21 protein-coding genes, 1 tRNA gene and 1 pseudogene are annotated in these 26289 nt (G+C 67.8%); 15 read left to right on the plus strand and 8 right to left on the minus strand.

What is annotated here, in order from left to right:
* Positions 1–341: 341 nt before the first annotated feature.
* Together M8J73_RS12900 and M8J73_RS12905 are read right to left on the minus strand one after the other, a co-directional pair.
* Positions 342–1157, minus strand: coding sequence for a hypothetical protein (locus M8J73_RS12900; RefSeq protein WP_055537914.1), 816 nt, complete (start codon positions 1155–1157; stop codon positions 342–344).
* A gap of 181 nt (positions 1158–1338) precedes the next feature.
* Positions 1339–1998: a sugar transferase gene (locus M8J73_RS12905; protein WP_055537913.1), complete on the minus strand. Its 660-nt coding sequence runs from the start codon at positions 1996–1998 to the stop codon at positions 1339–1341.
* A gap of 191 nt (positions 1999–2189) precedes the next feature.
* On the opposite strand from M8J73_RS12905, the gene M8J73_RS12910 reads away from it, so the two are divergent.
* The 6 genes from M8J73_RS12910 (at position 2190) to M8J73_RS12935 (ending at position 8159) form a co-directional block, all read left to right on the plus strand.
* Positions 2190–3191 carry a UDP-glucuronic acid decarboxylase family protein gene (locus M8J73_RS12910; protein WP_055537912.1) on the plus strand — a complete coding sequence of 334 codons (1002 nt, stop codon included), beginning with the start codon at positions 2190–2192 and terminating at the stop codon, positions 3189–3191.
* A 65-nt stretch (positions 3192–3256) separates the two neighbouring features.
* Complete coding sequence (locus M8J73_RS12915) at positions 3257–4141, plus strand: WecB/TagA/CpsF family glycosyltransferase (protein ID WP_249828621.1); 885 nt, start codon at positions 3257–3259, stop codon at positions 4139–4141.
* Positions 4138–4956: a class I SAM-dependent methyltransferase gene (locus tag M8J73_RS12920; RefSeq protein WP_240501128.1), complete on the plus strand. Its 819-nt coding sequence runs from the start codon at positions 4138–4140 to the stop codon at positions 4954–4956. The genes M8J73_RS12915 and M8J73_RS12920 overlap by 4 nt, the downstream gene beginning before the upstream one ends.
* Positions 4953–5627 (plus strand): FkbM family methyltransferase, encoded by a 675-nt coding sequence (locus M8J73_RS12925; protein WP_079054741.1) that lies wholly within the window; start codon positions 4953–4955, stop codon positions 5625–5627. Before M8J73_RS12920 ends, M8J73_RS12925 begins: the two co-directional genes overlap by 4 nt.
* On the plus strand, positions 5627–6877 hold the full coding sequence (locus M8J73_RS12930) for a glycosyltransferase family 4 protein (protein ID WP_055537908.1): 1251 nt from the start codon (positions 5627–5629) through the stop codon (positions 6875–6877). The genes M8J73_RS12925 and M8J73_RS12930 overlap by 1 nt, the downstream gene beginning before the upstream one ends.
* A 310-nt stretch (positions 6878–7187) precedes the next feature.
* On the plus strand, positions 7188–8159 hold the full coding sequence (locus tag M8J73_RS12935; RefSeq protein ID WP_240501127.1) for a glycosyltransferase family 4 protein: 972 nt from the start codon (positions 7188–7190) through the stop codon (positions 8157–8159).
* A gap of 70 nt (positions 8160–8229) precedes the next feature.
* Here the strand turns inward: M8J73_RS12935 and M8J73_RS12940 are convergent, their stop codons facing one another.
* Positions 8230–8883 carry a class I SAM-dependent methyltransferase gene (locus M8J73_RS12940; protein WP_157873089.1) on the minus strand — a complete coding sequence of 218 codons (654 nt, stop codon included), beginning with the start codon at positions 8881–8883 and terminating at the stop codon, positions 8230–8232.
* A 99-nt stretch (positions 8884–8982) separates the two neighbouring features.
* Here M8J73_RS12940 and M8J73_RS12945 point away from each other — a divergent pair, with 99 nt between their 5' ends.
* A complete protein-coding gene (locus M8J73_RS12945) occupies positions 8983–10248 on the plus strand; it encodes an O-antigen ligase family protein (protein ID WP_249828622.1) in 1266 nt (421 codons plus the stop codon).
* 74 nt (positions 10249–10322) lie between these two features.
* Entirely contained in the window at positions 10323–11069 is a 747-nt protein-coding gene (locus M8J73_RS12950; protein ID WP_206188089.1) for a class I SAM-dependent methyltransferase, read from the plus strand.
* 6 nt (positions 11070–11075) lie between these two features.
* On the opposite strand, the gene M8J73_RS12955 is transcribed toward M8J73_RS12950, so the two are convergent.
* The 3 genes from M8J73_RS12955 to gmd all read right to left on the minus strand — a co-directional run bounded on the left by M8J73_RS12955 (position 11076) and on the right by gmd (position 15245).
* Positions 11076–12617 (minus strand): oligosaccharide flippase family protein, encoded by a 1542-nt coding sequence (locus tag M8J73_RS12955; RefSeq protein WP_249828623.1) that lies wholly within the window; start codon positions 12615–12617, stop codon positions 11076–11078.
* Positions 12614–13213 (minus strand): O-methyltransferase, encoded by a 600-nt coding sequence (locus M8J73_RS12960; protein WP_157873139.1) that lies wholly within the window; start codon positions 13211–13213, stop codon positions 12614–12616. The genes M8J73_RS12955 and M8J73_RS12960 overlap by 4 nt, the downstream gene beginning before the upstream one ends.
* A gap of 940 nt (positions 13214–14153) precedes the next feature.
* Positions 14154–15245: a GDP-mannose 4,6-dehydratase gene (gmd, locus tag M8J73_RS12965; RefSeq protein ID WP_249828624.1), complete on the minus strand. Its 1092-nt coding sequence runs from the start codon at positions 15243–15245 to the stop codon at positions 14154–14156.
* A 185-nt stretch (positions 15246–15430) separates the two neighbouring features.
* Here gmd and M8J73_RS12970 point away from each other — a divergent pair, with 185 nt between their 5' ends.
* The 3 genes and pseudogenes from M8J73_RS12970 to M8J73_RS12980 form a co-directional block, all read left to right on the plus strand.
* Entirely contained in the window at positions 15431–16966 is a 1536-nt protein-coding gene (locus M8J73_RS12970) for a tyrosine-protein kinase domain-containing protein (RefSeq protein ID WP_249828625.1), read from the plus strand.
* A complete protein-coding gene (locus M8J73_RS12975; RefSeq protein ID WP_249828626.1) occupies positions 16963–17949 on the plus strand; it encodes a GDP-L-fucose synthase family protein in 987 nt (328 codons plus the stop codon). Before M8J73_RS12970 ends, M8J73_RS12975 begins: the two co-directional genes overlap by 4 nt.
* Before the next feature lie 530 nt (positions 17950–18479).
* Positions 18480–19106: pseudogene (locus M8J73_RS12980) on the plus strand (IS1634 family transposase); the annotation flags it as partial.
* Positions 19107–19889: 783 nt separating this feature from the next.
* Here M8J73_RS12980 and M8J73_RS12985 read toward each other — a convergent pair.
* Positions 19890–19966 (minus strand) — tRNA-OTHER (locus tag M8J73_RS12985).
* A gap of 58 nt (positions 19967–20024) precedes the next feature.
* Positions 20025–21044, minus strand: a complete 1020-nt coding sequence (locus tag M8J73_RS12990; RefSeq protein WP_055538617.1) for a LacI family DNA-binding transcriptional regulator — start codon at positions 21042–21044, stop codon at positions 20025–20027.
* Between the two features lie 303 nt (positions 21045–21347).
* Between M8J73_RS12990 and M8J73_RS12995 the strand changes: the two genes are divergently transcribed.
* The 4 genes from M8J73_RS12995 to M8J73_RS13010 are packed head-to-tail and all read left to right on the plus strand — an operon-like array spanning position 21348 to position 26211.
* Positions 21348–22739: an ABC transporter substrate-binding protein gene (locus M8J73_RS12995; protein WP_055538618.1), complete on the plus strand. Its 1392-nt coding sequence runs from the start codon at positions 21348–21350 to the stop codon at positions 22737–22739.
* Between the two features lie 5 nt (positions 22740–22744).
* Positions 22745–23665, plus strand: coding sequence for a carbohydrate ABC transporter permease (locus M8J73_RS13000; protein WP_055538619.1), 921 nt, complete (start codon positions 22745–22747; stop codon positions 23663–23665).
* A 2-nt stretch (positions 23666–23667) separates the two neighbouring features.
* Positions 23668–24510, plus strand: coding sequence for a carbohydrate ABC transporter permease (locus tag M8J73_RS13005; RefSeq protein ID WP_055538620.1), 843 nt, complete (start codon positions 23668–23670; stop codon positions 24508–24510).
* Between the two features lie 48 nt (positions 24511–24558).
* Entirely contained in the window at positions 24559–26211 is a 1653-nt protein-coding gene (locus tag M8J73_RS13010) for a glycoside hydrolase family 13 protein (RefSeq protein WP_249828627.1), read from the plus strand.
* Positions 26212–26289 lie beyond the last annotated feature (78 nt).

Genomic DNA, 26289 nt, shown 5'->3' on the forward strand with positions numbered 1-26289 from the left:
CGGTGGTGAGACCGTGTGCTCGCGCAGCGTGTGCGGCTGCCGCGCGTACGGCGGCGTCGGTCTTCTGCTTCACCGGTACGGCACTTGCCGTGGACCCGTCCGCAAGGGGACCTGCTGCGATCTGTTGCCGCAGCGAGTTCAAGGCCCGTTGAGAGGCCAGCAGCTCGTCATGAGCGAGCAGGCCGGTGACAGCGATCCACCCGGCGCCGGCCAGAGGCAGGCCCGTGAGGACGGCCACGAGCAGCCTGGCACGACGGTGACGGACCCATCGGACCAGGCTGTCGGCGTTGTACGGTTCGGTGGACTTCCGGAGGTGCGGCATTCGCATGCTGCAGGCCGGCTCAGCCCTGTTCGGTGCGAGTGTGACGGCGCCGTACGACCGTGACCGCCTTGACGGCGATGGCTGCCAGCCCGGCAGCCCCACCCACCAGCGCCCAGTTCGTACCCGACCCGGTACCCGCCGGCACCGTGCCGCCACTCACGTGACTGGTCGCGTCGTAGCCGACCAGAGCCTGCTGACTCGTCGTCCCGACGGAGCCGGGCTGCTCCCCGGCGGCACCGGTTCTCAGGGCGAGGGTCTTTCCGTGGCCGGCGACCTTGACGGTGCCGGGCCAACCTTCGGCGTCGCCCTCCAAGGCGGGGCTCGCCCCGTCCGCGCTACCCTCCCAAGGGCCGTGCCCGTTCCCGTACTCGTTCCCGGCTCCGTTCTTCGCGGTCACCGTCAGGGGCGCGGAGACGCTTCCCGACTCCTCGCCGGTGAGCGTGAACAGGTAGGGCCCGGGAGGAGTCTTCTTGGGCACCTGGAAGCACCCGGACACCGTGCCCATCGCGTTGGCCCGGTAGGTCGCGTCCCGCCCCTTGCACTTGTCCCCGCCGCCTTCACCGTCCCCGCTGCGGGACGATCCGCTGAGGGCGGTCGAGAACTGCGGGACGAGCGCTGCGGTGACCACCTCGCGGGGCTCGAACCCCTCTGCGACGAAGTAGATCACCCCACCCGCGGGCACCGTGGCAGTGCTCAACTCGGGCGGGTAGGGCTGGTAGACACTCGTGGGCGCGTCGGCATACGCGGCCTGCGCGGTCGCCAGCGGTACGACGGCAACGAAAGTGGCGGCTGTGGCAGCCAGAGCAGCCCGCCACGGCGAGGACTTGATCATCATGCACCAATCTCCCAGCTGATCTGATGTCCGGATGGCGGCGCCGCCAACAAATACAAACATCCTTCTCTATCCCTACATACACACCTGAATTAGCGCGCGACGCCTCAAGTTCCCCCCAATGGCGCACTCCCAAGATCCACGCGGCCACACCGGCCGCGGGGGCGGCTCGGCGCCGACGGCGTCAGTACGCACCCTCGCCGCGCAGTACGACGGGCAGCGTCCTCGCAAGGATGACCAGGTCCTTCCGGATCGACCAGGTGTCGACGTATTCCAGGTCCAGGCGCAGGGCGTCCTCCCATGCGAGGTCGGACCGGCCGCTGATCTGCCACAAGCCGGTGAGCCCCGGCCGGACCAGCAGGCGACGCCGCGCCTCCCCGGTGAAGTCCGAGTCCTCGACCGGCAACGGCCGAGGGCCGACCAACGACATGTGCCCCATCAGCACGTTGAGCAGTTGCGGCAGCTCGTCCAGGGAGTAGCGACGCAGCCAACGCCCCACAGGGGTGACACGGGGGTCCTCGCGAATCTTGAACAGCCGCCCGTCGGCTTCGTTTCGGTCGGCCAGCGCCACCCGCAATCCCTCGGAGCCGACCTGCATGGTGCGCAGCTTGAGGAGCTTGAACTCCTTGCCGCACCAACCCGTGCGCCGCTGACGGAACAGTGCGGGCCCCGGAGTGTCTGCCCTCACGGCGACGACGGCCGCGAGGAGCACCGGCGCCGCCAACACGAGCAGCGCTACGGCCCCCACCATGTCGATGGTCCGTTTGGCCGCCCGCCCCGCCCGTCGCCGCAGGCGGTACACGTTTGACCGGCGGCGAGCCGTCTCCGCAGCGGGTGCCGACATTCCGCGCCCCTTCTCCTGGTGCGACAGACGAGTGAAAGGTGCTCCACCGCGAGGTGTTTCCACGCACTTGTCGTCACATTTAGCTCGCGCCTGGCCAATAAATAGAAACACGGCATATGCCCAATTTTCGGCAATGACACTGCGGGTTGCCCCGTCCACCAGCTCGGGCAGGGCCTACCGAGAGGAACTCCATGCGAGCGGTAGTGACGGGTGGCGCCGGGTTCGTCGGCTCCCACCTGTGTGAGCGACTGCTCCACGCGGGCCACGACGTGGTCTGCGTGGACAACTTCATGACATCCAGCGCCGACAACATCGAACATCTCATGGGCGAGCGACACTTCCGGTTCTGCCGCTGGGACGTCACTCAGGGGCTGGAGGTGCCGGGGCCGGTGGACGCTGTCCTCCACCTGGCCTCGCCCGCCTCGCCCGCGGACTACCTGAGACTGCCCCTGGAGACACTCCGGGTGGGCTCGGCCGGAACCTGGCACGCCCTGGACCTTGCCGCCGCGAAGCATGCTCGGTTCCTGCTGACCTCCACCTCCGAGTCGTACGGCGACCCCCTGATCCACCCTCAGCCAGAGGACTACTGGGGCCATGTCAACCCGGTCGGTCCGCGGTCGGTGTACGACGAAGCGAAACGCTTCGGCGAGGCACTGACCATGGCGTACCGCAGGAGCCGCGGCGTCGACGCCAAGATCGTGCGCATCTTCAACACCTTCGGCCCGCGGATGCGCCTGGACGACGGCCGGGCCATCCCCACCTTCATTCGCCAGGCGCTGCGCGGAGAGCCGATCACCGTCACCGGCGACGGGAGTCAGACCCGATCCCTGTGTTATGTCGATGATGTGGTCGACGGGTTGATGCGGATGCTCGCCAGCAGCCACGGAGGGCCGGTCAACCTGGGCAATCCACACGAGCTCTCCATGCTCGAACTGGCCCAGTGGATCAGCAAACTCACCCGGTCCAGCTCCGAGGTCACACTGGTCCCCCGTCCCGAGGACGATCCGGAAAAGCGGCGCCCGGACATCACCTTGGCCCGCGACCTCCTGGGATGGGAGCCCACGACCCCGGTGGAGCGCGGCCTGTGCGACACCATCACCGACTTCCGACGCCGTCTGCCCTTCTCCGAGTTCGCCGAGCGCGACAACCGACCCGCCGCACTCCCGCTGAGCACCGAAGCCGCTTCCTCATGACCGCCCCACCAAGCTCACGAACGACAGGACCGACGTCGCCCGCTCCCGTGGTCGAGTGCCTGGGGGTGCCCATCACCGCGCACACCCGCGAGAGCGCGGCCCGTCACGTCGTGCGCCTCGCCCGTCGGATTCACGCGGCACGCCATGGGGACACCGGCGGACCGGACGCCCTCGGTGTCCCTCTTGGCAGCGATGTCCATCTGTCCAACGCGTACACGCTCGCCCTCGCGGACCGGGACCCCGAGCTGCACGGCATCCTGCGCTCGGCCTCTCTCAACCTCCCCGACGGACAGCCGGTCGTATGGGCCAACCAACTGCTCCACCGTGGTGCCACCCTGCCGAGCACCCGCGTCTACGGCCCCGACCTCCTGCTGGACGTCTTCGCCCTGACCCAGCACACCGAACTGAACCACTACCTGCTGGGCTCCACGCCCCAGGTGCTGGACGCGCTGCACCGGGAACTGCGACAGCGTTGTCCGGGGACACGGATCGTCGGCACCAGTTCCCCACCCTTCAGGCCGTTGTCCCCCCAGGAACTGCGCCAGCAGGTGGAGGACATTCGTTCCGTCGCAGCGGACATCGTCTGGGTGGGACTCGGCACCCCCAAGCAGGACCGCTGGGCCGCCGACCTGTGTGCCGCACTTCCCGTGGTGGCCGTGGCCGTGGGCGCCGCCTTCGACTTCATCGCCGGTGCCAAGCGGCAGGCACCGCCCTGGATGCAGCGCAACGGAATGGAATGGCTCTTCCGCCTGGGATGCGAGCCACGCCGGCTGTGGCGGCGGTACCTGTTCGGCAACGCGCGTTTCTTACGCGGCGTGGTACGCCAAGCGAGCCGCCCCCTGCGCACCGCCGACGGTGCGGTGCGCCCCGCGGCCGATGGCCTGAATTCGGGCCAACTCGTCGGCGAAATCCAGGAAACCCCCGGCAGGATTCATAAGGTACGGCCATGACGATCGCTGCGGGGAAACCCTCGATGGGGGAATTGCAGGAGCGCGAGCACGGCGTCGGACACGACTACGCTAAGGGCTCCCCACACATTCGCCATCACACGGTCCGGGACCGGCTGATCGGAGATCTGCACGCCCTGGTCCACGAGGTCATCGACCGGAACGGGCAGTGCCGCGTTGTCGAACTCGGCGCGGGACACGGCACCTTCACCGATCATCTCTTGGCCGCGGGTGCCCAGATCACGGTGACGGAGATGAGCGAGCCGAGCGCGCACCTCCTTCGGCACCGCTTCCAGCACAACCCGAACGTCACCGTGATCCACGACAAGGACGGCACCGCCGCCTGCACGGCCGGGCCATTCGACGCCGTGGTGTGCATCTCCGTGCTGCACCACATCCCGGACTATCTAACCACCGTGAAACAACTGGTCGAGAACACCGTTCCCGGCGGTGCGTTCTTCAGCGCTCAGGATCCCCTGTGGTACCCCCGCCGGTCCCCGCTGTCCCTGGGTCTGGATCGCGGTGCGTACTTCCTCTGGCGACTCGGCCAGGGCCATCTGCGCCGTGGCATCGCCACTCGTCTGCGCCGGATTCGTGGCGTCTACGACGACATGAACGAGGCCGACATGGTCGAATATCACGTCGTTCGAAACGGCGTCGACGAGGAGGCCCTGCAGGGCCTCCTCGCACCGGCCTTCGCGAAGCTGGAGGTCCAGCGCTACTGGTCCACCCAGTCAGGATTCATGCAGGCCGTGGGAGAACGGGTCTGCCCGCCATCGACCTTCAGCCTCGTAGCCAGGGAGCGCCGAAGCGCATGACAATGGTGCACCTGACCCGGCGGATCAAGCTGAAGGCCATGGAAACCGTCGTTCCGTGGGTGACCCGGATGCACCCGGGAGACGATCTGGAACGGTTCGGCAGTACCTATGGCGGATGGTGGGTCCCCACCGATCTGATCACCGAGGACTCCGTCGTCTACGCGGCGGGCGTCGGCGAGGACGCCACGTTCGATCTGGCTCTCGTCCATCGCTTCGGATGTGAGCTCCGGGCCATGGATCCCATTCCCCGTTCAATCGCGTTCGCCAGTGGGATCAGCGAGCCGCACTGGAACTTCCTGCCCTTCGGGTTGTGGGAAGAGGACGCAATGCTGCACTTTCACCCTCCTGCCAATCCCGCCCACGTGTCTCACTCCGCAACCGAAGTCCGCGGCCGCGGACGGGGCTTCGAGGCCCAGTGCCACACACTGAGCACTCTTATGAGAAAGCTGGGGCACCAGCGGGTCGACCTGCTGAAGATGGACATCGAAGGAGCCGAGGACCCAGTGCTCGACCGGATGCTGGCCGAGGGCACACTGCCGCGCGTTCTGTGCATCGAATTCGACACGCCACAAAGCCCCTGGGCCCTGCGCCGACGGCTGCGCCGGCTGGAACATGCCGGATACGTGGTCCGTCGCGCGGAGGCGCGCAACTACACTCTGACCTCCGCCTGATGGCCGCCGGTCCGTCCGTCACGGGCGCTTGCGCCGACGCCGCCTCGCCGTTGCGGGTCGCCCTGGTGCACAGCTTCTACACCTCGACCACGCCGAGCGGTGAGAACCAGGCAGTGATCGACCAGCTGGCAGCACTCACCCGGGCAGGTCACGAAACGCATCTCGTAGCAGCGCGCACCGACGACCTCAGCCGGTCCCGGTTCTACGCACTGCGGGCTGCTGTCACCGTGAGCACCGGGCGTGGCAGGTCCCCCTGGGACGATCTACGAAGACTGCGTCCCGATGTGGTCCATGTGCACAATCTCTTCCCCAATTTCGGGAACTCCTGGCTTCGGCGGTGGCACGGCCCGATCGTGGCGACGGTGCACAACTACCGACCGCTGTGTGCCGCCGCCACCCTGTACCGGCACGGAACGATGTGCACCTGCTGCCCCGACGGCGACCGCTGGGCGGGGCTTCGGAACGGCTGTTACCGCGGTTCCCTCGTGGCCACCGCGCCACTGGCCTGGGCTGGACGTCATGGCGCCGCCGCGAACCCACTGCTTCGTCGTGCGGACCGTGTGGTGGTGCTGTCCGAGACGAGCCGTCGGATGTACCTCCGCGCCGGCATCGAGGCTCGGCGACTGGCCCTGGTACCGAACTTCACCACCGACCCGGGCCGGACCAGCCCGCACAGCACCACGGCGAGCCCGGCCTGGGTCTTCGCCGGCCGTCTCAGCCCGGAGAAGGGTATCAAGGAGTTGCTGGCTCGCTGGCCGGCGGCCGAGCGGCTGGATGTGGTCGGTGACGGCCCGCTGCTGGACGACTGCCGCCGGGCTGCACCAGGGTCAGTCCGGTTCCTGGGGGCACTGAACCATGCCGAGCTCCGGCAGCGTCTGCCCTCCTGGCGAGGTCTGGTCTTCCCCAGCCGCTGGCTGGAGGGCGCCCCTCTCATCTACCCCGAGGCACTCGCCGCCGGGCTTCCCGTTCTCGCCTTCGGCGGTTCGGCCGTCGCGGACTCGGTGCGGGAACAGGGCACCGGGACGGTGCTGGACTGGGACGAGCCGCTCGACGCCGCGCTCAGCCGGGCGGCCCGTCACTTTCCCTCTCTACGCGACCACTGCCGGAGCACGTTCCGGCGTCACTACACGCAACACGTCTGGGCGGAACGGATGGGGAAGGTGTACGCCGCGGTTCTCGCCGAGCGCGGGGCCACTGGTCCAGCAACTCCGGCAGGCACGACCACTCAACATTTTACGGACCGCCCATGAAGAAACACACAACACGGCACGGCACGTCCCACACGGCTCACGCCGACTGGCGGGCCACCGCCAAGAAATCGGGGGCATGGTGAAATCCGGTCGGCTCCGGAGGGTCGCGGTCGTCCAGCCGTACATTCCCGGCTATCGTGCGGGGCTCTTCGAGCGCCTCGGTGAGCGCCTCCTGGCGGCGGGGTGCGCTCTGGACGTGTTGCACGGCCCTCCGCCACCCAGTCACGTAGCACGGCAGGATGCATCTCGGTTCTCCGGGGCGGTTCAGCTTCCCGCTCATCAGTTCGACCTTCCAGGAGGGCGGTCACTGGTGTGGCAGCGGACCTCAAGCCGGGTCGCCGCTGCGGACGTCGTCGTGGTGGAACAGGCCCTGCGCAACCTGGGGACCTATCCACTGCTCCTGAAGCAGCGTTGGGCACGGCTGACCGGCACTTCTCCCCGAGTGGCGCTGTGGGGGCACGGCCGCACCTACACCAAACCGGTGAGCCGCCTGGAGACAGCAGCCAAGGATGTGGTCACGCGAGAGGCCTCATGGTTCTTCGCCTACACGGAAGGCGGAGCCGCCCACCTCGCCGACCGCGGATACCCCCGCGAGAGAATCACCGTGCTGCACAACAGCGTGGACACCCTGTCCCTGACCCGCACCCGGGAACTCGCGGAAACTCCTGGCACCCCCGAACACGCGGAAGCGGCAGCACTGCGCGAGCGTCACCGCCTGAGGCACGGCCGCACAGCTCTGTTCCTGGGCGGACTTGACACCCCTAAACGGATTCCTTTCCTCCTGGACTGTGTGCGACGCGTGACGGAGACTCTCCCGGACTTCCGTCTGCTGGTCGCGGGCGACGGCGCGGACAGGCCCCTGGTGGACACTGTGGCCTCCTCACCCGGCAGCGCGGTTGTGCTCCTGGGACACACGACGGGACGGCAGGCCGCACTCCTTGGCGCGGTCTCGGACATCATGCTCATGCCCGGAAGAGTCGGCCTCTGCGCCGTGGACTCGTTCGCGCTGCGGACACCGATCGTGACGACGGCCTGGCCGTGGCACGCCCCCGAGTTCGAGTACCTGCAAAACGGCGAGAACGCCGTCGTCACTGCGGACGACCCTGCGTCGTACGCGAACGCCGTCCGAGCGCTGCTGGAGAATCCGGTCCAACTCCACGCGCTACAGGCCGGCTGTGGGGAGTCCGCCGAGACCTACTCCATCGACGCGATGGCCGCGCGCTTCTGCGAAGGCCTGCTCAGCATCCCTGCGCCAGGCCGGATGGGCAGACCGCCGGGATGAGGAGCTGCGGCGGGTGCGCCGCACGGGCGCCGGGTTTAGCGAAGCACACCCCCGGCGTCCCGGCCTCATCTCAACCCGACGCTTCCGCTTCGATGATCAGGGCGAAGTCCCGGCGTGCTTCCAGGTCTCTCAACACCGGATCGTCACTCGCCCCGGGGGCGCAGCGGCGAACGCTCTTGAATCCGGCAGCCTCGAGTTCCGCCCTCAGTACACCGAAGTCCCACAGATACCCAGCGTGGTGTCCGCAATCCTGAAATGTGGTTCGCAGTAGATCAACGCCATGATGGATCTCGTAGCCCTTCTGGCGCCACTTCTCCATCTCCCGTGCGGTGCCCTCGTCGCGCGCCAAGTAGATGCGGGCCACATGCTCGACGTCCGGGGTGGCCAGCCTGATAAGCCCGCCGGGAACGAGTACACGATGGGCCTCGCGAAACATTCGACGGCAGGGGCCCAGCCTGATGTGTTCGATCATATTGTCTGCGTAAACGTGACTCGTCGAGGCGGTCGGGACCGGCCATCTCCGGGTGGCGTCGAGATAGTGCCGGGTCCGCCAGCTCACGTCGGTACAGATCCACCCGGGACGACGCGTCGTATGGCTTCCGATTTCGATCTTCAGAAGATCCGATCGAGTGGCGGAAGCAACAGTACGGATGAATCTGGTATGCGCCATAAGGCGGTTGACCGGCGCGACAATCGATTTGACGGAATTTTTCACGAGGGGCATGAAATGGACGTTAGGACAGGCCGTTTGAGTGTGCCGGGCAACACGCCTGCTGCTGCAGCCTGAATCATCCGGACTGATCCCTTCTATAGGGTCTCGCTCATGTTGGACGCGAGCTCTTCTCCGCGAATGCAACAGCGGCGCCCACGGCTGCTATTGATCGGCATGGCATCGTTCTGGGTGCTCGTGGGCGGCAATCTCGCTGTGGCGGATCTGAACGCGCCGGTCACGCTCGCAATCTACTTTGCCGCGATGTTCGCTCTTCCGTGCGCCCTTTACCGTGCGCCGTCCAGGGCCGGCCGACTCGAGCCGGTGAATCCCCTCCGGGCGCGGCTGCCCCTGCCTCTGTGGGGATTCGCGGCTCTCGCCGCAGCGTCCGCCGTACAGGAGCAGACCAGTGCCGGCGTGCAGAACGCCTTGGTGTACCTGTCGTTCGTCGCCCTGACAGCCCTGGCCGCCACATGGACCTCGGCCGGCTCCCCCCTGCTGCTCTTGCGGTGGGTCCGGGCGGCTGCGGTCGTCGGCGCTCTCGGCTATCTGACGACCGTGGCCTTCCGCGGGCCGGGTGCCCACGGGTTCTATCCTGCCCGCGTCTACGGCGAGGTCGTCTGGATCGGCATGGCCGCTGCCGTCCCGATCGCCAAGCGGTCACGCGCAGGCTTCGTGGTACCCGCGCTGCTGCTTACGGCCTGCCTGCTCAGCCTGTCCCGGACCGCGACGGCGGTGTGCGCCCTGATGTTCCTCGCGCTGGCCGCCGTCGGCCGCGGCCGCCGGGAGTTGATCAGGGTGGTTGCGCTCGCGGGAGTGATGTCATACGCCGCTGTTTGGCTCATCACCGAGTTCCAGCCACTGCGGAATCGGTTTATGGAGAACGACAACGAAGCAGTCGGAGGTTTCGTGATCGGCACCACCGGCCGGTCCAAGATGTGGGAGATCACTTGGAGTTCCATCAAGGAATCTCCTTGGCTGGGGCACGGCGTCGGCGACGCTCAGCAGCTGATCACCGATCACATTCCTCTTCTGACCCACCCGCACAACGACTACCTGCGGCTGTGGAATGACGTAGGCGTCATCGGCATGGGGCTCTGGGTGTCGGCCGTTCTTCTTCTCATGCGGGGAGCCGTGCGTCGCTGGCGGACCGCGGCGACAGCCGCCGACCGCGCCATCCATCAGGCAGCACTGCTCTGTCTGATCGGGTTGAGCCTGAACGCGTTCACTTCCAACTCGCTCGTGTACATTTTCGTCGCGGTGCCCGTTGCCGTCATCGTGGGAACCAGCCTCGGCCGTGCCTATGCGTCTAATGCCTCCGAAAGGCCGACAGTTCAGAGAAATCCCATCGGACAGGCGTTGGTTAAGGTGCCTTCATGACTCTTTTCTCAGAGAGCATCCCGAACTCCCCGATTGCTCGCGTCGCGGCATTTCCAATGCGAGCCGCCGACGTTGTGCGTTACGACGCCCGGGTCCTGACCCAGTCGGTGCGCTGGCTGGTCCGGTCACGGGAGCACACGAATTACACCTTCGATCTGACATCACTGAACCTTGAGCATCTCGCCTGGTGGGTCGCCGATGCGGCCTCAGTCCCTGTGGACGGCATCCGCGAGTACATCGCCGAGGCCGCCAACGACGCGCGACTGCGGGAGCATGTTCGGGTGGCGACCCTGGCGAGCAGTCGACGGCACCTGGCAGACGGCGAGGTACGACTCCACAAACGGCTCGGCTGGTACGCCCTCGTCCGTGCGCTGCGGCCCGCTCATGTCGTGGAGACCGGCACGGACAAGGGGCTCGGGTCGGTCGTACTCGCCGCCGCGCTGCTGCGCAACGGCTTTGGCCGGCTCACGACGATGGACGTGAACCGGCAGGCCGGTTACCTCATCCAGCACGACTACGCCGCCGTCACGACGCGGATCGTCGGTGACTCTCTGCGGGCCATCGCGGATCTGTCCGATCCGGTCGACTTCTTCCTGCATGACAGCCTGCACACCCGCGAACACGAGTTGGCCGAGTACGAGGCCGCGGCGCCGCTACTGAGTGAGAAGGCGATCGTCCTCAGTGACAACGCGCACGCCACCGACGCTCTGCCGTCATGGGCGGAGGCCACCGGGAGGCGCTTCTCCTATTTCCAGGAGAGGCCGGTCGGTCACTGGTATCCCGGAGGTGGCATCGGGCTAGCGCAGTCATCCCGGCCGTGACCGACATCAGAGGTGCCGTTCGCTCTGCTTGCCGCGACCGGTAGCCTCCGGTCGCGGAGCGGTCCCCGATACAACGGACGCCGCGAACCCGGCCTTCGAGGGGGCGCGGCCCAGCGGCCCACGGGCCGTTGAGGTCTGCAGCGCGGGGATGAACGAGCGGCACACCCAGGCGGCGAGCAGCACGGGCAGGATCGCACACAGAACCGCCGCCATGGCGGCTGGGCCATCGACCAGAAGGCCTCCCATCGATCCGGCCAGGAAGACGATCAGCCCTATGCCCAGGTGCACTGCGTACGCGTGGAGCAGTCGCGGAACATTCACCACTCGGTCCCGGTGCCACCGCCGCAGCTGGATGACATGCCCTGCGGCGGTGGCGAACGCCGTGGACAGTGCCAGCAACTGCGGGCTGCGCAGGGCGACCGAGACCGCCACCACGAGAGCCACCGCTGCGGCCACCACCCGCTGGACGCAGAACACCCAAGGCATCATGTTCCGCACCCGGTCGGCGCCGTAGCCGACCATGCACAGGAGTAGCGTGGCGAACCCGGGCATGAACCAGGGAACCATGGATCCCGAGATCTCCCAGCTAGAACCGAGCAACAGGGGCAGGACGACAGGTCCTAAGGCACCGCACATTCCCAGGAAGAGCGCACCGAGCGCAGAGGCCAGGCACAACATGTCAAGGAGCACCCTGTCGAAGCTGCTGCCGTCTTCCTCGGCGCGAGTGAGGTCCGGCACGGCGATGCGGACGATCGCGGAATTCAGTACGCCCGCCAGCATGGCAGCGAAGTAGTACGCCCGTGAGTAATGCCCTGTGCCGACCGCGCCGAGTGCCCAGGATGCTGCCCAGATGGCGAGACAGACAGTGAGCACATGGACAATCGCGTACTGCAGGCAATCGCGGAGTTCCCTGTTCGGAGGGCTGTCACGGGTGTTCGCCGGGAGTTCCGCGTCCTCCGGCGCCGCTGTTGACCGCAGCAGCAGAGCGCCGCCGACTGCCGGAACCACATTGGCGACCGGCCACATCGCCGCCAGGCCCATGGGATTCCACCCGGCGGTCAGGAGTGCCGCTCCGGCGACCAGGCCGAGGGCCTGTCCCCCGAGTTCGAGCAACGCCGCAGCCCGGTTCTCCCGCCTGGTGCGCAGGAGTGTCGTGCACACCACGGCGAACGGGGACAGCAGGCCGTGGAAAGCCAGGCATCGCAGCAGTTCGAGCAGGTGCGGAGCATCGAACAACCGCGCCCAGAAGGGCGCCAGAGCCTGGGAGACGGCGAACAGAAGCAGGCCGCTCACCAGCGGCAGTCGGACGGTGGAGAGAGGGTGGATCCTGACGGAACGCTGCGAGGTGAGCGTCAATTGGGCAAGGCCATGGGTGACAGCACTCACGGGGAACGAGAGGCTGAGCGCCACGGCATAGGAGCCGAAGTCCGCCGGACTGACGTGCCGCCCAGTGTAGGCGGCGTAACCCAGCTGCAGGAGCAAACCTGCAGCCATTCCGCCGATTTCCCAGGAGAATCCTCTGACCGACTGTCTGCTGGCCGGGTTCACCCTTCACCTTTAATGAAGATGTCCGTCTGCCCGAGTCCAACGAATTGGGGAACCACTCCCCGGAAAGGCATCCTTGAGCAGTCCTTCAACTCGCCGAGTGCTCTGGCGTAATGGGGGCGATCGGAGTTGTCGACGATCAGCATGCCACCGGGCTTGAGTCGTGCCATGGCGTGCCGGATGCAGGAGGGCCGTGCCCGGCCGTCAACCATCACGAGATCGAAGTGGTCCGGTGGGAAGCCGTCGATTGCCGAGGCATACGTACGGAAGCTGCTCCCGCGGTGGTTCCTGTCCGACGAGAGGTACGCCTCCGGGTCGGATGGATCCCCAGGGGCGGCCGGGTTCTCCAGAGGCCCGGGGGGGACCAGCCGGTAGTCGACCTCAGCCGTGGCGGGCAGGCGCGCCGTGAGGGTACCGTGCCACGCACTGTCGTGTTCGACGCTCACACACTCGGCGCCCCGGCTCGTCCAGTAGAGCGTGGACCCACCGCTGCCGTACTCGAAGACCTTCCGGCCTTCGAGTGGCTGCGTCTCCAGATACTCGATGGCATCGAAAGCGATCCACGGGGAGTGCTTCCGGAGCAGGTACCCCGGAAGCATGGAGCACATCCATTTCGTCACGTGTCTGCGATGTGCACTGCAGAGCGTGATCCGACAGGCGAAGACGACGGCCGCAAGGAGTCGATACACCGCCCTGACGTATTGGAGATGGGCTTTCTGGCTGCCCCAACGGTCTGACATCGGAGGTACGGTCTCCAGTTCTCGGCGCAACAGGCACACAGCGAGCAAAGTGCTGCTCATCGGGAGGGGCTCACAGCGGGACCATTTCCTTTCTGGCAACGTCCCGGACGCGGGATACGCCGGGGTGACGAACGACGGGGAGGGCCGTCACTTCCTCGCGACCAGCGGTTTGGGGAGCCCTGCGAAGCGTTCGATCCAGATGTGGGAGGCGGAGAAGTAGGACCGCATCTCGGTCACCGACAGAAGTTCGACTTCCTGAACGTCGCGGATGGCCTGGGCGCGTCCGGAGCGAGGGATGCGCCCATGCGGCCAGTGCTGAGAGACTGCGACGCGAACCCGGAACGGGAGCCAGTGGAGCCCGGGGAACAGCCAGTGGGGTTCAACAGGGAAGTACTGGTGCTGGTGGGGCGTCTGTACCCAGTGGTGGGTTCCGTGGGCGTGCACGGTGTCGGCGTACTACTGCCGCCGGTAGTGGCCGCCGACGTGTTCAAGGACGGAGTTCGAGTAACCGAGGTCGAATCGCTCAGCCGACAAGTGGGCGCAGCGCACCCGTCCGGCCGGCGGGTGTGGTGACGGTGAATCTCGACCCGCACACCGCCCGTCAGGCAGAGCCCGGCGCCATCCCGGTTGCGGGAGACGCGAACGCGCATCTCGGCCAGGTCGGGAAAGCAACGCAGCAGTTCGTGCCAGCGTTTGGCACGAGCCGAGTGGGCGAAGGATCCGGGTCTTGAGGGGGCGGCGATCCTCGTCCTGAGCATGCTGCTTCCTCGCTGCCCGCGTCTCGATGTAGCGATGCCGGTCACACGAGGTTCCTCTCTCCGGCAGTACCGGGGGCGGGCGCGTCGTGGCAGAGCCTTTCCATCCGCAGCATCGGGGCGGGCGCGGGCAGGGTGTCCAGCGCTGAAGGCGCAGGTTCATGCGCCGCGATTTCGGCATCGACCATGAGACGGGCCAGCTCAGGGGCGCGGACTGTCGGGCGCCATCCGAGGACCCGCTCGGCTTTCGTGGCATCACCGACCAGGTCGTCGACCTCGGTGGGCCTCAGATAGCGCTCGTCGAACCGCACGTGGTCCTGCCAGTCGAGACCGACATGGGCGAAGCAGTGTTCGACGAAGTCGCGCACGCTGTGGCTGGCGCCGGTGGCGACCACATAGTCATCCGGTTGCGCCTGTTGCAGCATCAGCCACATCGCCTCGACGTACTCGGCCGCGTACCCCCAGTCCCGTCGGGCGTCGAGATTGCCGAGGTAGACGACGTCCTGCAGGCCCGCCTTGATGCGTGCGGCCGCCATGGCCACCTTGCGTGTGACGAAGGTGGGGCCGCGGCGAGGGGACTCGTGGTTGAACAGGATGCCGTTGACCGCGTACATCCCGTACGCCTCACGGTAGTTGCGGGTCGCCCAGTAGGCGTAGACCTTGGAGACACCGTAGGGAGAGCGAGGGTGGAAGGGCGTGTCCTCGTGCTGAGGCGGCGGGGATGCGCCGAACATCTCCGAGCTGGAGGCCTGGTAGAAGCGGCAGGGAAGGCCCGTCGTCCTGATGGCCTCCAGCAACCGCGTCGTTCCGAGCGCAGTGCAGTCACCCGTGTACTCGGGTTCGTCGAAGGACACCCGTACATGCGACTGGGCGGCCAGATGGTAGACCTCGTCCGGCTGTAGCCGTTCCAGCAGCCCCGCCATCCTGGTTCCGTCCGTCAAATCGCCGTAGTGCAGGAAGAGGCGCGCCTCGGGATCGTGTGGGTCCCGGTAGAGGTGGTCGATGCGTTGCGTGTTGAAGGTCGAGGCGCGACGGACGATTCCGTGCACCTCATAGCCCTTCTGCAGCAGCAGCTCCGCGAGGTAGGAGCCATCCTGGCCGGTGATGCCGGTGATGAGCGCTTTCTTGACAGTCACTTGCACTCCTTGCCGAGGGGTGACGCAGATGAGCGGATCACGCTTCGCGCACCAGCCGAACCCACCAATTCGCCCGGATGGTGATCATTACTATCTTTGCCTGTATCAGGGCATATACCGCTCATTTATCGATTGGTGTCGTACGGTGAGGCGGCACTCACTTGATCCGATCAGGGACGGACGTCTTGGACCTGCGCGACTACCTACGAGTCCTCTCTCGCCGCTGGCGTGCCATCACCGTGCTGGCCTTGCTCGGAACGGCGGTCGGCGCGCTCATCACCTACACGGCGAACCCCGAGTACCGGGCCACCGCGAAGCTCTTCGTGTCCGTGCGGGAGGGGTCCGACACCCTCCAGCTCGCACAAGGAAATGTCTTCACCCAGGCTCGGGTCCGGTCGTACGCGGAGGTGGCGGCGAGTCCTCTGGTGTCCCGGCACGTCGTGGAGGCCCTGGATCTCGACATGACGCCGCATCAACTGAGCCGTCGCATCAGCGCGACCACGCAGCCCGACACGGTGCTGCTCCGGCTCACCGTCACGGACACCCGGCCGGAGCGGGCTGCCCGCATCAGCAACGCTGTGGCCAAGCGCTTCGCCGAGGTGGTCCGCGGCCTTGAGCGCCCGGAGGACGCGAGGACGTCCCCGGTGCGGCTGAGCATCACCCAACCGGCCTCCGTGCCCTCCGCTCCCTTTTCCCCGCGCCCGGCGGTGAACCTCGCCATCGGGCTCATGGCCGGGCTGGCCCTCGGGGCCGGTTTCGCCGTGGCCAGGGAGTCGATGGATCGCTCGGTACGCAGTCTTCAGAGTCTCACCGAGCTCCTGGCCGGGTTCGGCGGCCCTCCCGTGCTCGGGAGCGTCGCGCACGACCCGCGGGCCGCCCGCCATCCCGTGGCATTGCTCGACGACTTGCACGGACTGCGCGCCGAGGGCTTCCGGCGGCTGCGCACCAGTCTGCGGTTCGTGGACGTGGACCAGCCGCCGAAGGTGATCGCGGTAACCAGCCCGCTGCCTCGTGAGGGAAAGACCAGTGTCGCGATCAACCTGGCCGCGGCGCTGGCCGAGACCGGTGCCTCGGTGTGCCTGGTCGACGCCGACCTGCGCCGGCCTTCCACAGCCCGTGTCCTGGGGCTGGTGCGGGACGCCGGGTTGACCACCGTGCTGATCGGCCAGGCCGAGGTGCACCAGGTGCTGCAGTCCGTGGGCTCCTTCTCGGTGCTGACCAGTGGCTCGGTGCCGCCCAATCCCACCGAGCTGCTGGGCAGCGACCAGTTGAGGGCCGTGCTGCGCGGCCTCGCCGAGAAGTTCGACCATGTCGTGGTGGACACCGCGCCGGTGCTGCCGGTGGCGGACGCGTCCGTGATCGCCACCGTCGTGGACGGCTACCTGCTGGTGGTGCGGGCTTCACGCACCAGCCGCGACCAGGTCGGCGCAGCCCTTCGCACACTGCAGCAGGTCGGTGCTTCCCTGCTCGGCACGGTCCTGAACATGACGTCATCGAAGGAGGACGGCACCACGTATGGCTATGCGTACGAATATCGGCCGCAGCACCGGACGGCCGGCCGGTTCTCCAAACGACGCGGCGGCAGGCAGATGGCGCCCGTCGGTGGTGCTCCGGCCGTGCCGACTCCGGGCGGAGAGCAGGATGCCCAGGCCACGGGGACGCAGGAGGCACTCGACGGCGAGCCTCACTCCATGACCGCGGACCGGAGCGCTCAGCGGTGAGCTCCCCCGCCTCAGCACCGTGCGGGTACGCTCACCGCCCCCTCGACCGCTCCGCGCGCGTATTCGTGGCCGGAAGCCGTGGACTCGTCGGTTCCGCGGTGCGCCGGCATCTGGAGCGGGAGGGCTTCACCGACGTGGTCGGACCCGGCTCCGCCCAACTGGACCTGCGCGAGCGCCGTGCCGTCCTCGACTGGTTCGCTGCCACCCGGCCGGACGTGGTGGTGCTGGCCGCCGCACGGGTGGGCGGGATCAAAGCGAATGCCACCCGTCCCACGGAGTTCCTCTCCGACAACCTGCGTATCCAGGTCAACGTGCTGGACGCGGCCCTGGAACAGGGGGTGGAGCGGCTGCTGTTCCTGGGCTCCAGCTGCGTCTATCCGAAATTCGCCGACCAGCCCATTCGAGAGGAGGCGCTGCTGACCGGTGCACTGGAGCCGACCAACGACGCCTACGCCATCGCCAAGATCGCCGGGCTCCTGCACGTGCAGGCGGTGCGGCGGCAGCACGGTCTCCCCTGGATTTCCGCCATGCCGACCAACCTTTACGGCCCCGGCGACAACTTTCATCCCGAGCACTCCCATGTCCTGGCATCACTGATCCGGCGCTTCCACGAGGCCCGAACGGCAGGGGCACGGCGAGTGGTGAACTGGGGTACCGGAACACCTCGCCGGGAGTTCCTGCACGTGGATGATCTGGCTCGGGCATGCCTGTACCTGCTGGAGCACTACGACGCGGACGGATCGGTGAATGTCGGCACCGGCACGGACCTGACGATCCGGGAGGCCGCCGAACTGGTGGCAGAGGTCGTCGGCTACCAGGGGGCCATCGAGTGGGACGCGGCCCAGCCGGACGGCACCCCACGCAAAGTCCTTGACGTCTCCCGGATCACCACTCTGGGATGGGCCCCGCGTATCGGCCTGCGGGAGGGGATCGCCGAAGCGTACGCCTGGTACGTGGAACACCGAGCGCCCGCCGCCCTGTGACACTCCGCGCCGCTCCGCGCGCACGAACTCGGCACCGCACGGGCACGGCACGGGCACGGGCACGGCGCTGGCACCGGGGCCGGGGGCCGGGGGCCGGGGGCCGGGAGGACCATCTCATGCGGTGCTGATCGACCAGTGCGGGCGCACGCTCGGCGTAGTCGGATCGCGGTGAGCACACCGTCGCTCACCTCCTACGAATACGAAGGATCCAGAGCCGTACGGCGTAGACGGCACCTCGCGCACTACATAGGCGGGGCGGTGGCAGCACTTCTTTGTCGCGGGCAGCGCTGCTGCCCACTACGCCAACACCGGCCAGGCAGCGCCACGGCTCCTCGCTGAGTCTGGCACATGATTCACGCTCCCCGGCACGGACAACAACGCCCAGGACCCAGAGCCGAGCACACCCGCCGAGCACCGCACGGACGTCACGACCGACACAGCACCGGGTCCGACGTAATTCGCTGGTTCTGGAGGCCCTGCGGGAGTGAAAGTGCAGGTCAACGGAGCGGAGGTCGCTCCGTAGCGCGAAAGTGCCTAGAGACTCGATGTTCCGAATTCACATGCGCTGGCCTGGGCATGGCTCGATCACCGAGAACATGCGCGTCAAGGAGGTGCGGATCAGCGAGACGGAGCGGTTGGTGATCTGCCACAACCCCGAGGCCGCCGGGCGCGACCAGCACATGCGCGAGCAACTCGTCTGCCAACTCGAGGAACTGATCGACGATTCGGACAAGCTCAGCGACTTCAAGCGGGGCATACTGCGCGGGAAGATCGCCGGCAAGCCCGGCCTGAACCGCTACCTGCGCACCACCCCAGCCGGAAAGCTCCGCATCGACACCGCCAAGGTCAAGGGAGAGTCGAACCTCGGCGGCAAGTACCTCCTGCGCTGCCCAGACCCCCACCTGAGCGCCGAGGACATCGCACTCGGCTACAAGCAACTCCTCGAAGTCGAGCGCGGCCGGCACGACATGAAGCAGATCATCGAACTGGGGCCGGTCTACCACCGGCTCGAAGTACGCACCCGGGCCCACGTCGTCCTGTGCTGGCTCGCCGTCCTGCTCATCCGCATCATCGAGACCCAGGCCGACGCGACCTGACCCCACGCCCGCCGCGAGCTCCAGCGCCTCCACGTCGGAGTCGAACCCGGGACAGCGGGCCCGAGGGAATGACGGCGCCCCTCCGGCGCTCATCTCGCGCCTCCCCGCCCGGCCGACGTCACCGAAGATGACCACAAGGGCGACAGCGGACACGGATGCCAGGACCGCCCCGGGACCAGCACCCCAGGCGAACCGTCCGCGGCGGCGCCCGCATCTCCGGGCGCGACGACGCTGCCCGCACCGGCGCCGCCCGCGCCCAGCGAGCCGCCGTACACCACGCTTCCCCTCAGCGACGACAGAGAGATCCGCACCCACCCCGACCCGATCAACCTCTGCGCCAGCACGGTGGGCGCAGGCCCCCGGCACGGGGCTCCTGACAGCCCGCCGCCGAAATGGTTCGTCACGGCGACCCGACAGGCGCCCCGCCGCCTCCGGAGTCCTCGAAGCGCACACGCCCAGCTGGCTGGCGACCGGTCGTAGCTCCGGACCCTGGTGGGGGAGCAGCAGGGTGTTCGGGCTTACGCCGAGTGCCGCAACGAGGGCGGTCAGGTCGTCGACGTCGACACGTCGGACGTTCTTCGGCGGCTCAGCGCCGGCCGATCACCGTAACCGCGACAGTAACTGCCCATGCGCGGGACGGCCCCTGGCACACAGCCGGAGGCCCTCTCGCCTTCTGCGCCCACCAGGCCGCGCCCGAACCGGGCGGCTGAACCGTGAACGTGGCGGGTTCCCACTTCGGGTGAGCATCGGGCGAGCAAGCAATCTCGAAGGACGCAAGAAAGCCCCGCAGGAGCGAGGGCCTTGACGTTTCCGCTGGTCACTGGTGTCTGCTCGCGTAGCGAGTGGTGGGGCGGGTGGGACTCGAACCCACGGCCGACGGATTATTGGAACCGCTCGACTGCCGCAACAGCCGTCGCCCCAGCTGAGAGACAGGCTCCAGAACCAAGGGCAGCGGATTCCCCTTCCACCGCGTCGCGGTCACGCCCTCGGTGGCGCTGTGCTTCCCCGGATAACGAGTTGGGTGGGAACGAGAACGTCGTGGTCAGTGTCTTCGCCGCCGAGAATGCTCAGGAGCATGCGTCCGGCGAGTTCGCCTTGCTCCCTGACGGGCTGGCGGACGGTCGTGAGATCGGAAAGTTCCGCGACGGGATGGTCGTCAATGCCGATGACGGACATGTCCTCGGGGATGCGCAGGCCAGCGCGACGCAGGGTGCGGATCGCGCCGAGGGCGACTTCGTCGGAGTGGGCGTACACGGCGGTGGGCGGCTCGGGCTGGCTGAGCAGCTTGGCCATGGCGTCGGCACCCTGGGCGCCGCCCCAGTCGACGGTGACGACAAGGCGTTCGTCGATCGGTACGCCCGCGTCGCGCAGAGCGGCGTAGTACGCGTTCGAGCGGCCCGACGGCTGCACCTCGTCCGGCTGGTCGGGGTCGACCGCGGCGATCATGGCGATACGGCGGTGGCCCAGGAAGAGCAGGTGGTCCATGGCCTGGCGGCCTGCGGTCTCGTCGTCGATGGAGACGTTCGGGTAGGGCGCGTGCTGACCGCCCGCAGCGATGACCGTCACGCCCATCAGCTCAAGGCGCCGCTGCTCCTCCTCACCGACCGGAAAGGCCAACACGACTACCGCGTCGACCTTTCGCCTCGCCGGCAGCCGGTGGAAGAAGTCATGCCGGTCTTCGATGCCGTCGACGTGGTACAGGAGAACGTCCAGGTCGGCGGCCCGCAGGACTGACTCCAGGCCCTCCAGCAGTGCCGCGAAGAACCAGCGGGAGATGTGCGGTACGACCACCGCGACGCGGCCGGTGTCGCCGCCGGCCAGGCGGGACGCCTCGGGAGAGACGACGTAGGAGAGCTCCTCGGCGACCGCGAGGACGCGGCGGCGGGTGGCCTCGGATACGCCGTAGTCGTTGTTGAGCGCGCGTGAGGCGGTGGCCATCGAGACGCCGGCGGCACGGGCCACGTCCGCCATGTTGATCTTCTGGGAGCTCTGCGTCATGCGGGAAGGCTAACCCACTTCCGAAGCTTTCGGAAACGCTTCCGAGATTTTTGAAAGGGCTTCCGATGTCGCGGGTGGCATCGAAGGCCATCTCGCACGGACATCTGATCATTACCGCATGTCACACGTATGTTGCACTTTCGTTACTTGACAGGTCGGGTTGATCCGCTCAATCTTTCGGCAACGGAAACGCTTCCGAAACCTGCTCAACGCATCCAGCGGTCCAGTCAGGGGAAGCGCGCCGACCCTCTGTCTGCCGACCATCGATGTGGAGCGGCAGCCGCATGGATGCGAGGAGGCATCATGCCCAAGCAGCAGCACCCCACCTCCCCCGTCAGAACCGCCCGCCGCCGTCCGCGCACCCCGCTGGCAGCCGTGGCCGCCGCGTCCGCGCTGGCCACCCTGGCCGCGTGCGGCGCCCCCGGCTCGGACTCGGACTCCGGCTCGGCGGACGCGACCCCGACCGCCGTGAACACGGCCGTCGCCGACAAGTCCGCGACCCTGACGCTGTTCTCCGCGGCCGGTCTGGAGAAGTACGAGCAGGGCCTGGCGGACGCCTTCATGGCCCAGTATCCGAAGATCAAGGTCAAGCTGCGGGTCGAGGCGGACAACAACTACAACACCGTGCTGCCGCGGCTTCTCGCTTCCGATTCCACGCCGGACATCGTCCAGCCTTACGACCTCCTCGGAGGCGTGAAGGACAACCTGCTCACCAACCTCAACGCCTACGACGAGGCGTACGGCTGGAGTGAGAAGGTCCCGGCGTCTGCCCTCGCCCCGGGCCGGGTGTCCGACGGCGTGATCGGCTCCGGGCCGCTGTACCAGGCGGGCGGCTCCGCCGGCCCTCTCGTCGGCGTCTTCTACAACAAGGAGCTGGCGAACAAGGTCGGCATGAAGACCGTGCCCTCCTCGATCTCCGAGCTCGAAGACGTGATGGCCAAGGCGAAGAAGTCCGGCGTCACCCCGATCGTCGCCTCCAACCAGGACGGTCTGATCGGCCACCTCTACAACCTGCTGCTCGGCGACTACATGGGCGCCCAGTCGCTCAGCGACCTCGTCCACCACAAGCCGGGCGCGAGCCTGGACACCCCGGAGGCTGTCAAGGCCACCAAGACGCTCCAGAAGTGGATCAAGGCGGGGTACTTCACGTCCGACGTCAACGCCCTCAACCAGGAAGCGTCGTACGGCAAGTTCACCGGTGGCAAGGGCCTGTTCTTCTTCCAGGGCAGCTGGATCACCCAGACCCTCGACCAGAACTTCAAGGGCGAGTACGGCGCCTTCCCGATGCCGCCCGCCGAGAAGGGCGGCAAGTACGCGGGCATGACCAGCAACACGCTCGCCTTCTCCATCGCCGCCCGCTCGAAGAACAAGGACGCCGCCGCGCTGTTCCTCGACTTCCTCACCACCCCCAAGGCCGCGGAAGTCGCCGTCGACAACGGATACGCCGCCCTGACCTCCGGCGCGTCGGACGCGGCCGAGCCCTCCCTCTCCGGCACGCTGACCGAGCAGATCCAGACCGGTTACGCGGCCATCGCCGCCGACAACGGCTTCGACAGCTGGCTGCAGAACTCCGCCCCGGCCGTCGGCACCAAGCTGACCCAGCAGCTCCAGCTCCTGGTCTCCGGCAAGGTCGAGCCCGCCGCGATGGTCAAGACGCTCCAGACCGCCTACGCCGACGCCCTCAAGAGCAGCTGAGCATCATGTCCTCGACCCGACCGACCAAGGTGGGCGCCGTCGCCGTCCGGGGCCGCCGCCGGCTCCGGGCGAGGCGGTGGGCCGGCTGGCTCTTCGCCCTCCCCGCCCTCGCCTTCTACGGCGTCTTCAACTTCTACCCCGTCCTGTTGTCGATCCAGTACTCGTTCTACGACTGGGACGGTGTCGGTGCCTCCACCTGGGTGGGCCTGGAGAACTACACGGCGGTCTTCACCGACTCCGAGCAGTTCACCACCCTGCTCCACGCCTTCTACCTGATCCTCTTCTTCACCGTCCTGCCGGTGACCATCGCCCTGATCACCGCCTCCGTCCTGAGGCAGCTGGAGGGCCGCTTCACCGGAGCCCTGGCCCGCACGCTCCTCTTCCTCCCGCAGATCATCCCGGGAGCAGCGGCGGGCGTCGCCTGGACCTGGATGTACTCCGACAACGGCGTGATCAACCAGCTCCTGCGTGCCGTCGGCCTCGACGACGTCGCCCGCCCCTGGCTGGCGGACTTCACCTGGGCCCTGACCGCCGTGGGCTTCATCGGCACCTGGCTGTCCACCGGTCTGTGCACGATGCTGCTGCTCTCCGGCATCGGCAAGATCGACGGCAGCCTGTACGAGGCCGCCCGCATCGACGGCGCCGGACCGATCCGCCAGTTCCGGGCCGTCACCCTCCCCGGTCTGCGCAACGAGATCGGCGTTTGCGTCACCATCACGATCATCGCCGCCCTCGCCAGCTTCGACGTCGTCTACCTCTCCACCCAGGGCGGCCCCGGCACCCAGACCATGGTTCCCGGCGTCGCCGTCTACAACCTGGCCTTCAACGACGCCCGCCTCGGCGCGGCCTCCGCCCTCGCAGTCGTCCTCGCCCTGGTCGTGATCGCCGTCGTCGTACCGCTCCAGCGCCTGTTCCGGGAGAAGTGACCATGCCCGAACGCACGCAGACCGCACGGGCTCTGCGCCGACGTGCCCCCGGACTCATCCTCATCACGGCCGCCGCGCTCTACTCGGTCGTCCCCCTGCTGAGCATGGTCAGTGCGGCCCTCGCACCCCAGGGAACCTTCCCCTCGGGCCTGAGCTGGCCCTCCGATCCGCACTGGCACAACTTCGTCGACGCCTGGAATGTCGCCAACATCACGACCCTGCTGAAGTCCAGCACCCTCATCGTGCTCGGCGTCGTACCCGTGGCGGTCCTGATCTCCACGATGGCCGCGTACGCGATCGCGGTCCTGGAGATTCCCCTCGGCCGCGTCTTCTACATCATCCTGGTGATGACGCTGACACTGCCGTACGAGATCGTCATCGTCCCGCTCTACGAACAGACCAGGGCCATGGGCCTGTTGGGCACCCAGTGGGCACTGATCCTTCCGCTCATCGGGATGAACATGCCGTTCGCGGTGTTCTGGATGCGGGCGCACTTCGCGGGCGTACCGAAGGAGCTGTCCGAGGCGGCGAGCATGGACGGCGCCGGACCGTGGCGAGCCCTGCTCCACATCCACCTCCCCCTCGCCCGCCCCGCGATCGCCTCCCTCTCGCTGCTGATGTTCCTCTCCACCTGGAACCAGTTCCTGCTGGCCCTGGTGCTGATCGACGACCCCGACAAGCGGACGATGGCCGGCGCGCTACAGGCGTTCACCACCAAGTACGCCACCGACCAGGTGCTGCTGAACGCCGGCGCCCTGCTGATCATGGCCCCCACGATCCTCGTGTTCCTCTTCCTGCAACGCCACTTCGTCAAGGCGCTGCTCCAGGGCTCGGTCAAGGGCTGACCCCCACCCCCCAACCCCTTTTTCTTCAGACAGTCAGGACCGAGCACCATGACCAACCCCACCCCCACCTCGCCGCACCCCGACGCCGACTGGTGGCGTACGGCCGCGATCTACCAGGTCTACATACGCAGCTTCGCCGACGGCGACGGCGACGGAACCGGCGACATCGCCGGCCTCCGCTCCCGCCTGCAGTACCTGGCCTACCTCGGTGTCGACGCGATCTGGATCAACCCCTGGTACCCGTCCCCGCTGGCCGACGGCGGTTACGACGTCTCCGACTACCGGGACATCCACCCGGTCTACGGCACCCTCGACGAGGCGAAGCAGCTGATCACCGAGGCGCACGAGGTGGGCCTGCGGGTCATCCTGGACATCGTCCCCAACCACACCTCCGACCAGCATGCCTGGTTCCAGGAGGCGTTGGCGGCCGGACCCGGCTCACCGGAGCGTGACCGGTTCATCTTCCGCGACGGCAAGGGTGAGGACGGCTCTCTGCCCCCCAACGACTGGCACGCCGCCTTCGGTGGCCCCACCTGGACCCGCACCCCCGACGGCGAGTGGTACCTCCACCTCTTCGCGCCCGAACAGCCCGACCTCAACTGGGAGAACCCGGAGGTCCGGGCCGAGTTCGAGTCGATCCTGCGGTTCTGGTTCGACCTCGGCGTCGACGGCTTCCGCATCGACGTCGCCCACGGCATGATCAAGGACCCCACTCTCCCCGACCTCGGCCTGACCGAGTTCTCCGTCCTGACCGGGGAGGACCAGCAGGACCACCCGCACTGGGACCGCGACGGCCTCCACGACATCTTCCGCAGCTGGCGCGCCATCGCCGACAGCTACCCCGACCCCCGCGTCTTCGTCGCCGAGGCCCACGTCCTCCCCAGCCGCATGCCGGAGTACCTCCGCCCGGACCAGCTCCACACGGCCTTCAACTTCGACTTCCTCAAGTGCCCCCTGGACGCAGGCAAGCTGCGCGAGGTCATCGACCGCAGTATCACCAGCCTCGCCGCCGTCGGCGCCCCCGCCACCTGGGTGCTGTCCAACCACGACGAGACCCGCCACGTCACCCGCTACGGCCGCGCCGACACCGGCGTCCAGGCCCTGTTCCGCGACAAAACCATCCCCACCGACCGCGCCCTCGGCACCCGCCGCGCCCGCGCCGCCGCCCTCCTGATGTTCGTCCTGCCCGGCAGCGCGTACGTCTACCAGGGCGAGGAACTCGGCCTCTACGAGGTCGAGGACATCCCGGAGGAGCTCCTGCAGGACCCCATCTGGGAACGCACCGGCCACACCGTCCGAGGCCGCGACGGCTGCCGCGTCCCCCTCCCCTGGACCGGCGACACCACGCCCTTCGGCTTCAGCACCTCCGGAGCACCCCCGTGGCTCCCCCAGCCCGAGGACTGGAAGGAGTACACCGCCGAAGCCAACCAGGCCGACCCCACCTCCATGCTCCAGCTCTACCGCACCGCCCTACGCCTGCGCCGCACCCACCCCGGTCTGACCGGCGAGGAGTTCCGCTGGCTCGACAGCCCGGAGGGCACACTGCTCTTCGAACGGGGCGAGGGCCTGCTGTGCACGGTCAACCTCTCCGACCAGCCCGTCCCCCTCCCCGCCGGCCACAGCCCCCTCCTCATCTCGGGCCCCCTGGACAAGGACGGACTACTGCCCCCGGACACCGCCGCCCTGCTCTACCGCGACTGACGGACCCGCGACCAGGTCACCCCGGCGACACCGGCCCCCAGCCCTCCCGCCCCCTGATCCACCAGGGCCTGTCCGGTG

Origin of the sequence: Streptomyces neyagawaensis (assembly GCF_023516595.1) — a bacterium.
GTDB classification, from domain to species: Bacteria; Actinomycetota; Actinomycetes; order Streptomycetales; family Streptomycetaceae; genus Streptomyces; species Streptomyces neyagawaensis.

Coding starts and splice junctions, on each gene's coding strand:
- M8J73_RS12900 (WP_055537914.1), bottom strand. CDS start 1,157: ATGATGATCAAGTCCTCGCCGTGGCGGGCTGCTCTGGCTGCCACAGCC.
- M8J73_RS12905 (WP_055537913.1), bottom strand. CDS start 1,998: ATGTCGGCACCCGCTGCGGAGACGGCTCGCCGCCGGTCAAACGTGTAC.
- M8J73_RS12910 (WP_055537912.1), top strand. CDS start 2,190: ATGCGAGCGGTAGTGACGGGTGGCGCCGGGTTCGTCGGCTCCCACCTG.
- M8J73_RS12920 (WP_240501128.1), top strand. CDS start 4,138: ATGACGATCGCTGCGGGGAAACCCTCGATGGGGGAATTGCAGGAGCGC.
- M8J73_RS12925 (WP_079054741.1), top strand. CDS start 4,953: ATGACAATGGTGCACCTGACCCGGCGGATCAAGCTGAAGGCCATGGAA.
- M8J73_RS12930 (WP_055537908.1), top strand. CDS start 5,627: ATGGCCGCCGGTCCGTCCGTCACGGGCGCTTGCGCCGACGCCGCCTCG.
- M8J73_RS12940 (WP_157873089.1), bottom strand. CDS start 8,883: ATGCCCCTCGTGAAAAATTCCGTCAAATCGATTGTCGCGCCGGTCAAC.
- M8J73_RS12945 (WP_249828622.1), top strand. CDS start 8,983: ATGTTGGACGCGAGCTCTTCTCCGCGAATGCAACAGCGGCGCCCACGG.
- M8J73_RS12960 (WP_157873139.1), bottom strand. CDS start 13,213: ATGCTTCCGGGGTACCTGCTCCGGAAGCACTCCCCGTGGATCGCTTTC.
- M8J73_RS12990 (WP_055538617.1), bottom strand. CDS start 21,044: ATGACGCAGAGCTCCCAGAAGATCAACATGGCGGACGTGGCCCGTGCC.
- M8J73_RS12995 (WP_055538618.1), top strand. CDS start 21,348: ATGCCCAAGCAGCAGCACCCCACCTCCCCCGTCAGAACCGCCCGCCGC.
- M8J73_RS13000 (WP_055538619.1), top strand. CDS start 22,745: ATGTCCTCGACCCGACCGACCAAGGTGGGCGCCGTCGCCGTCCGGGGC.
- M8J73_RS13005 (WP_055538620.1), top strand. CDS start 23,668: ATGCCCGAACGCACGCAGACCGCACGGGCTCTGCGCCGACGTGCCCCC.
- M8J73_RS13010 (WP_249828627.1), top strand. CDS start 24,559: ATGACCAACCCCACCCCCACCTCGCCGCACCCCGACGCCGACTGGTGG.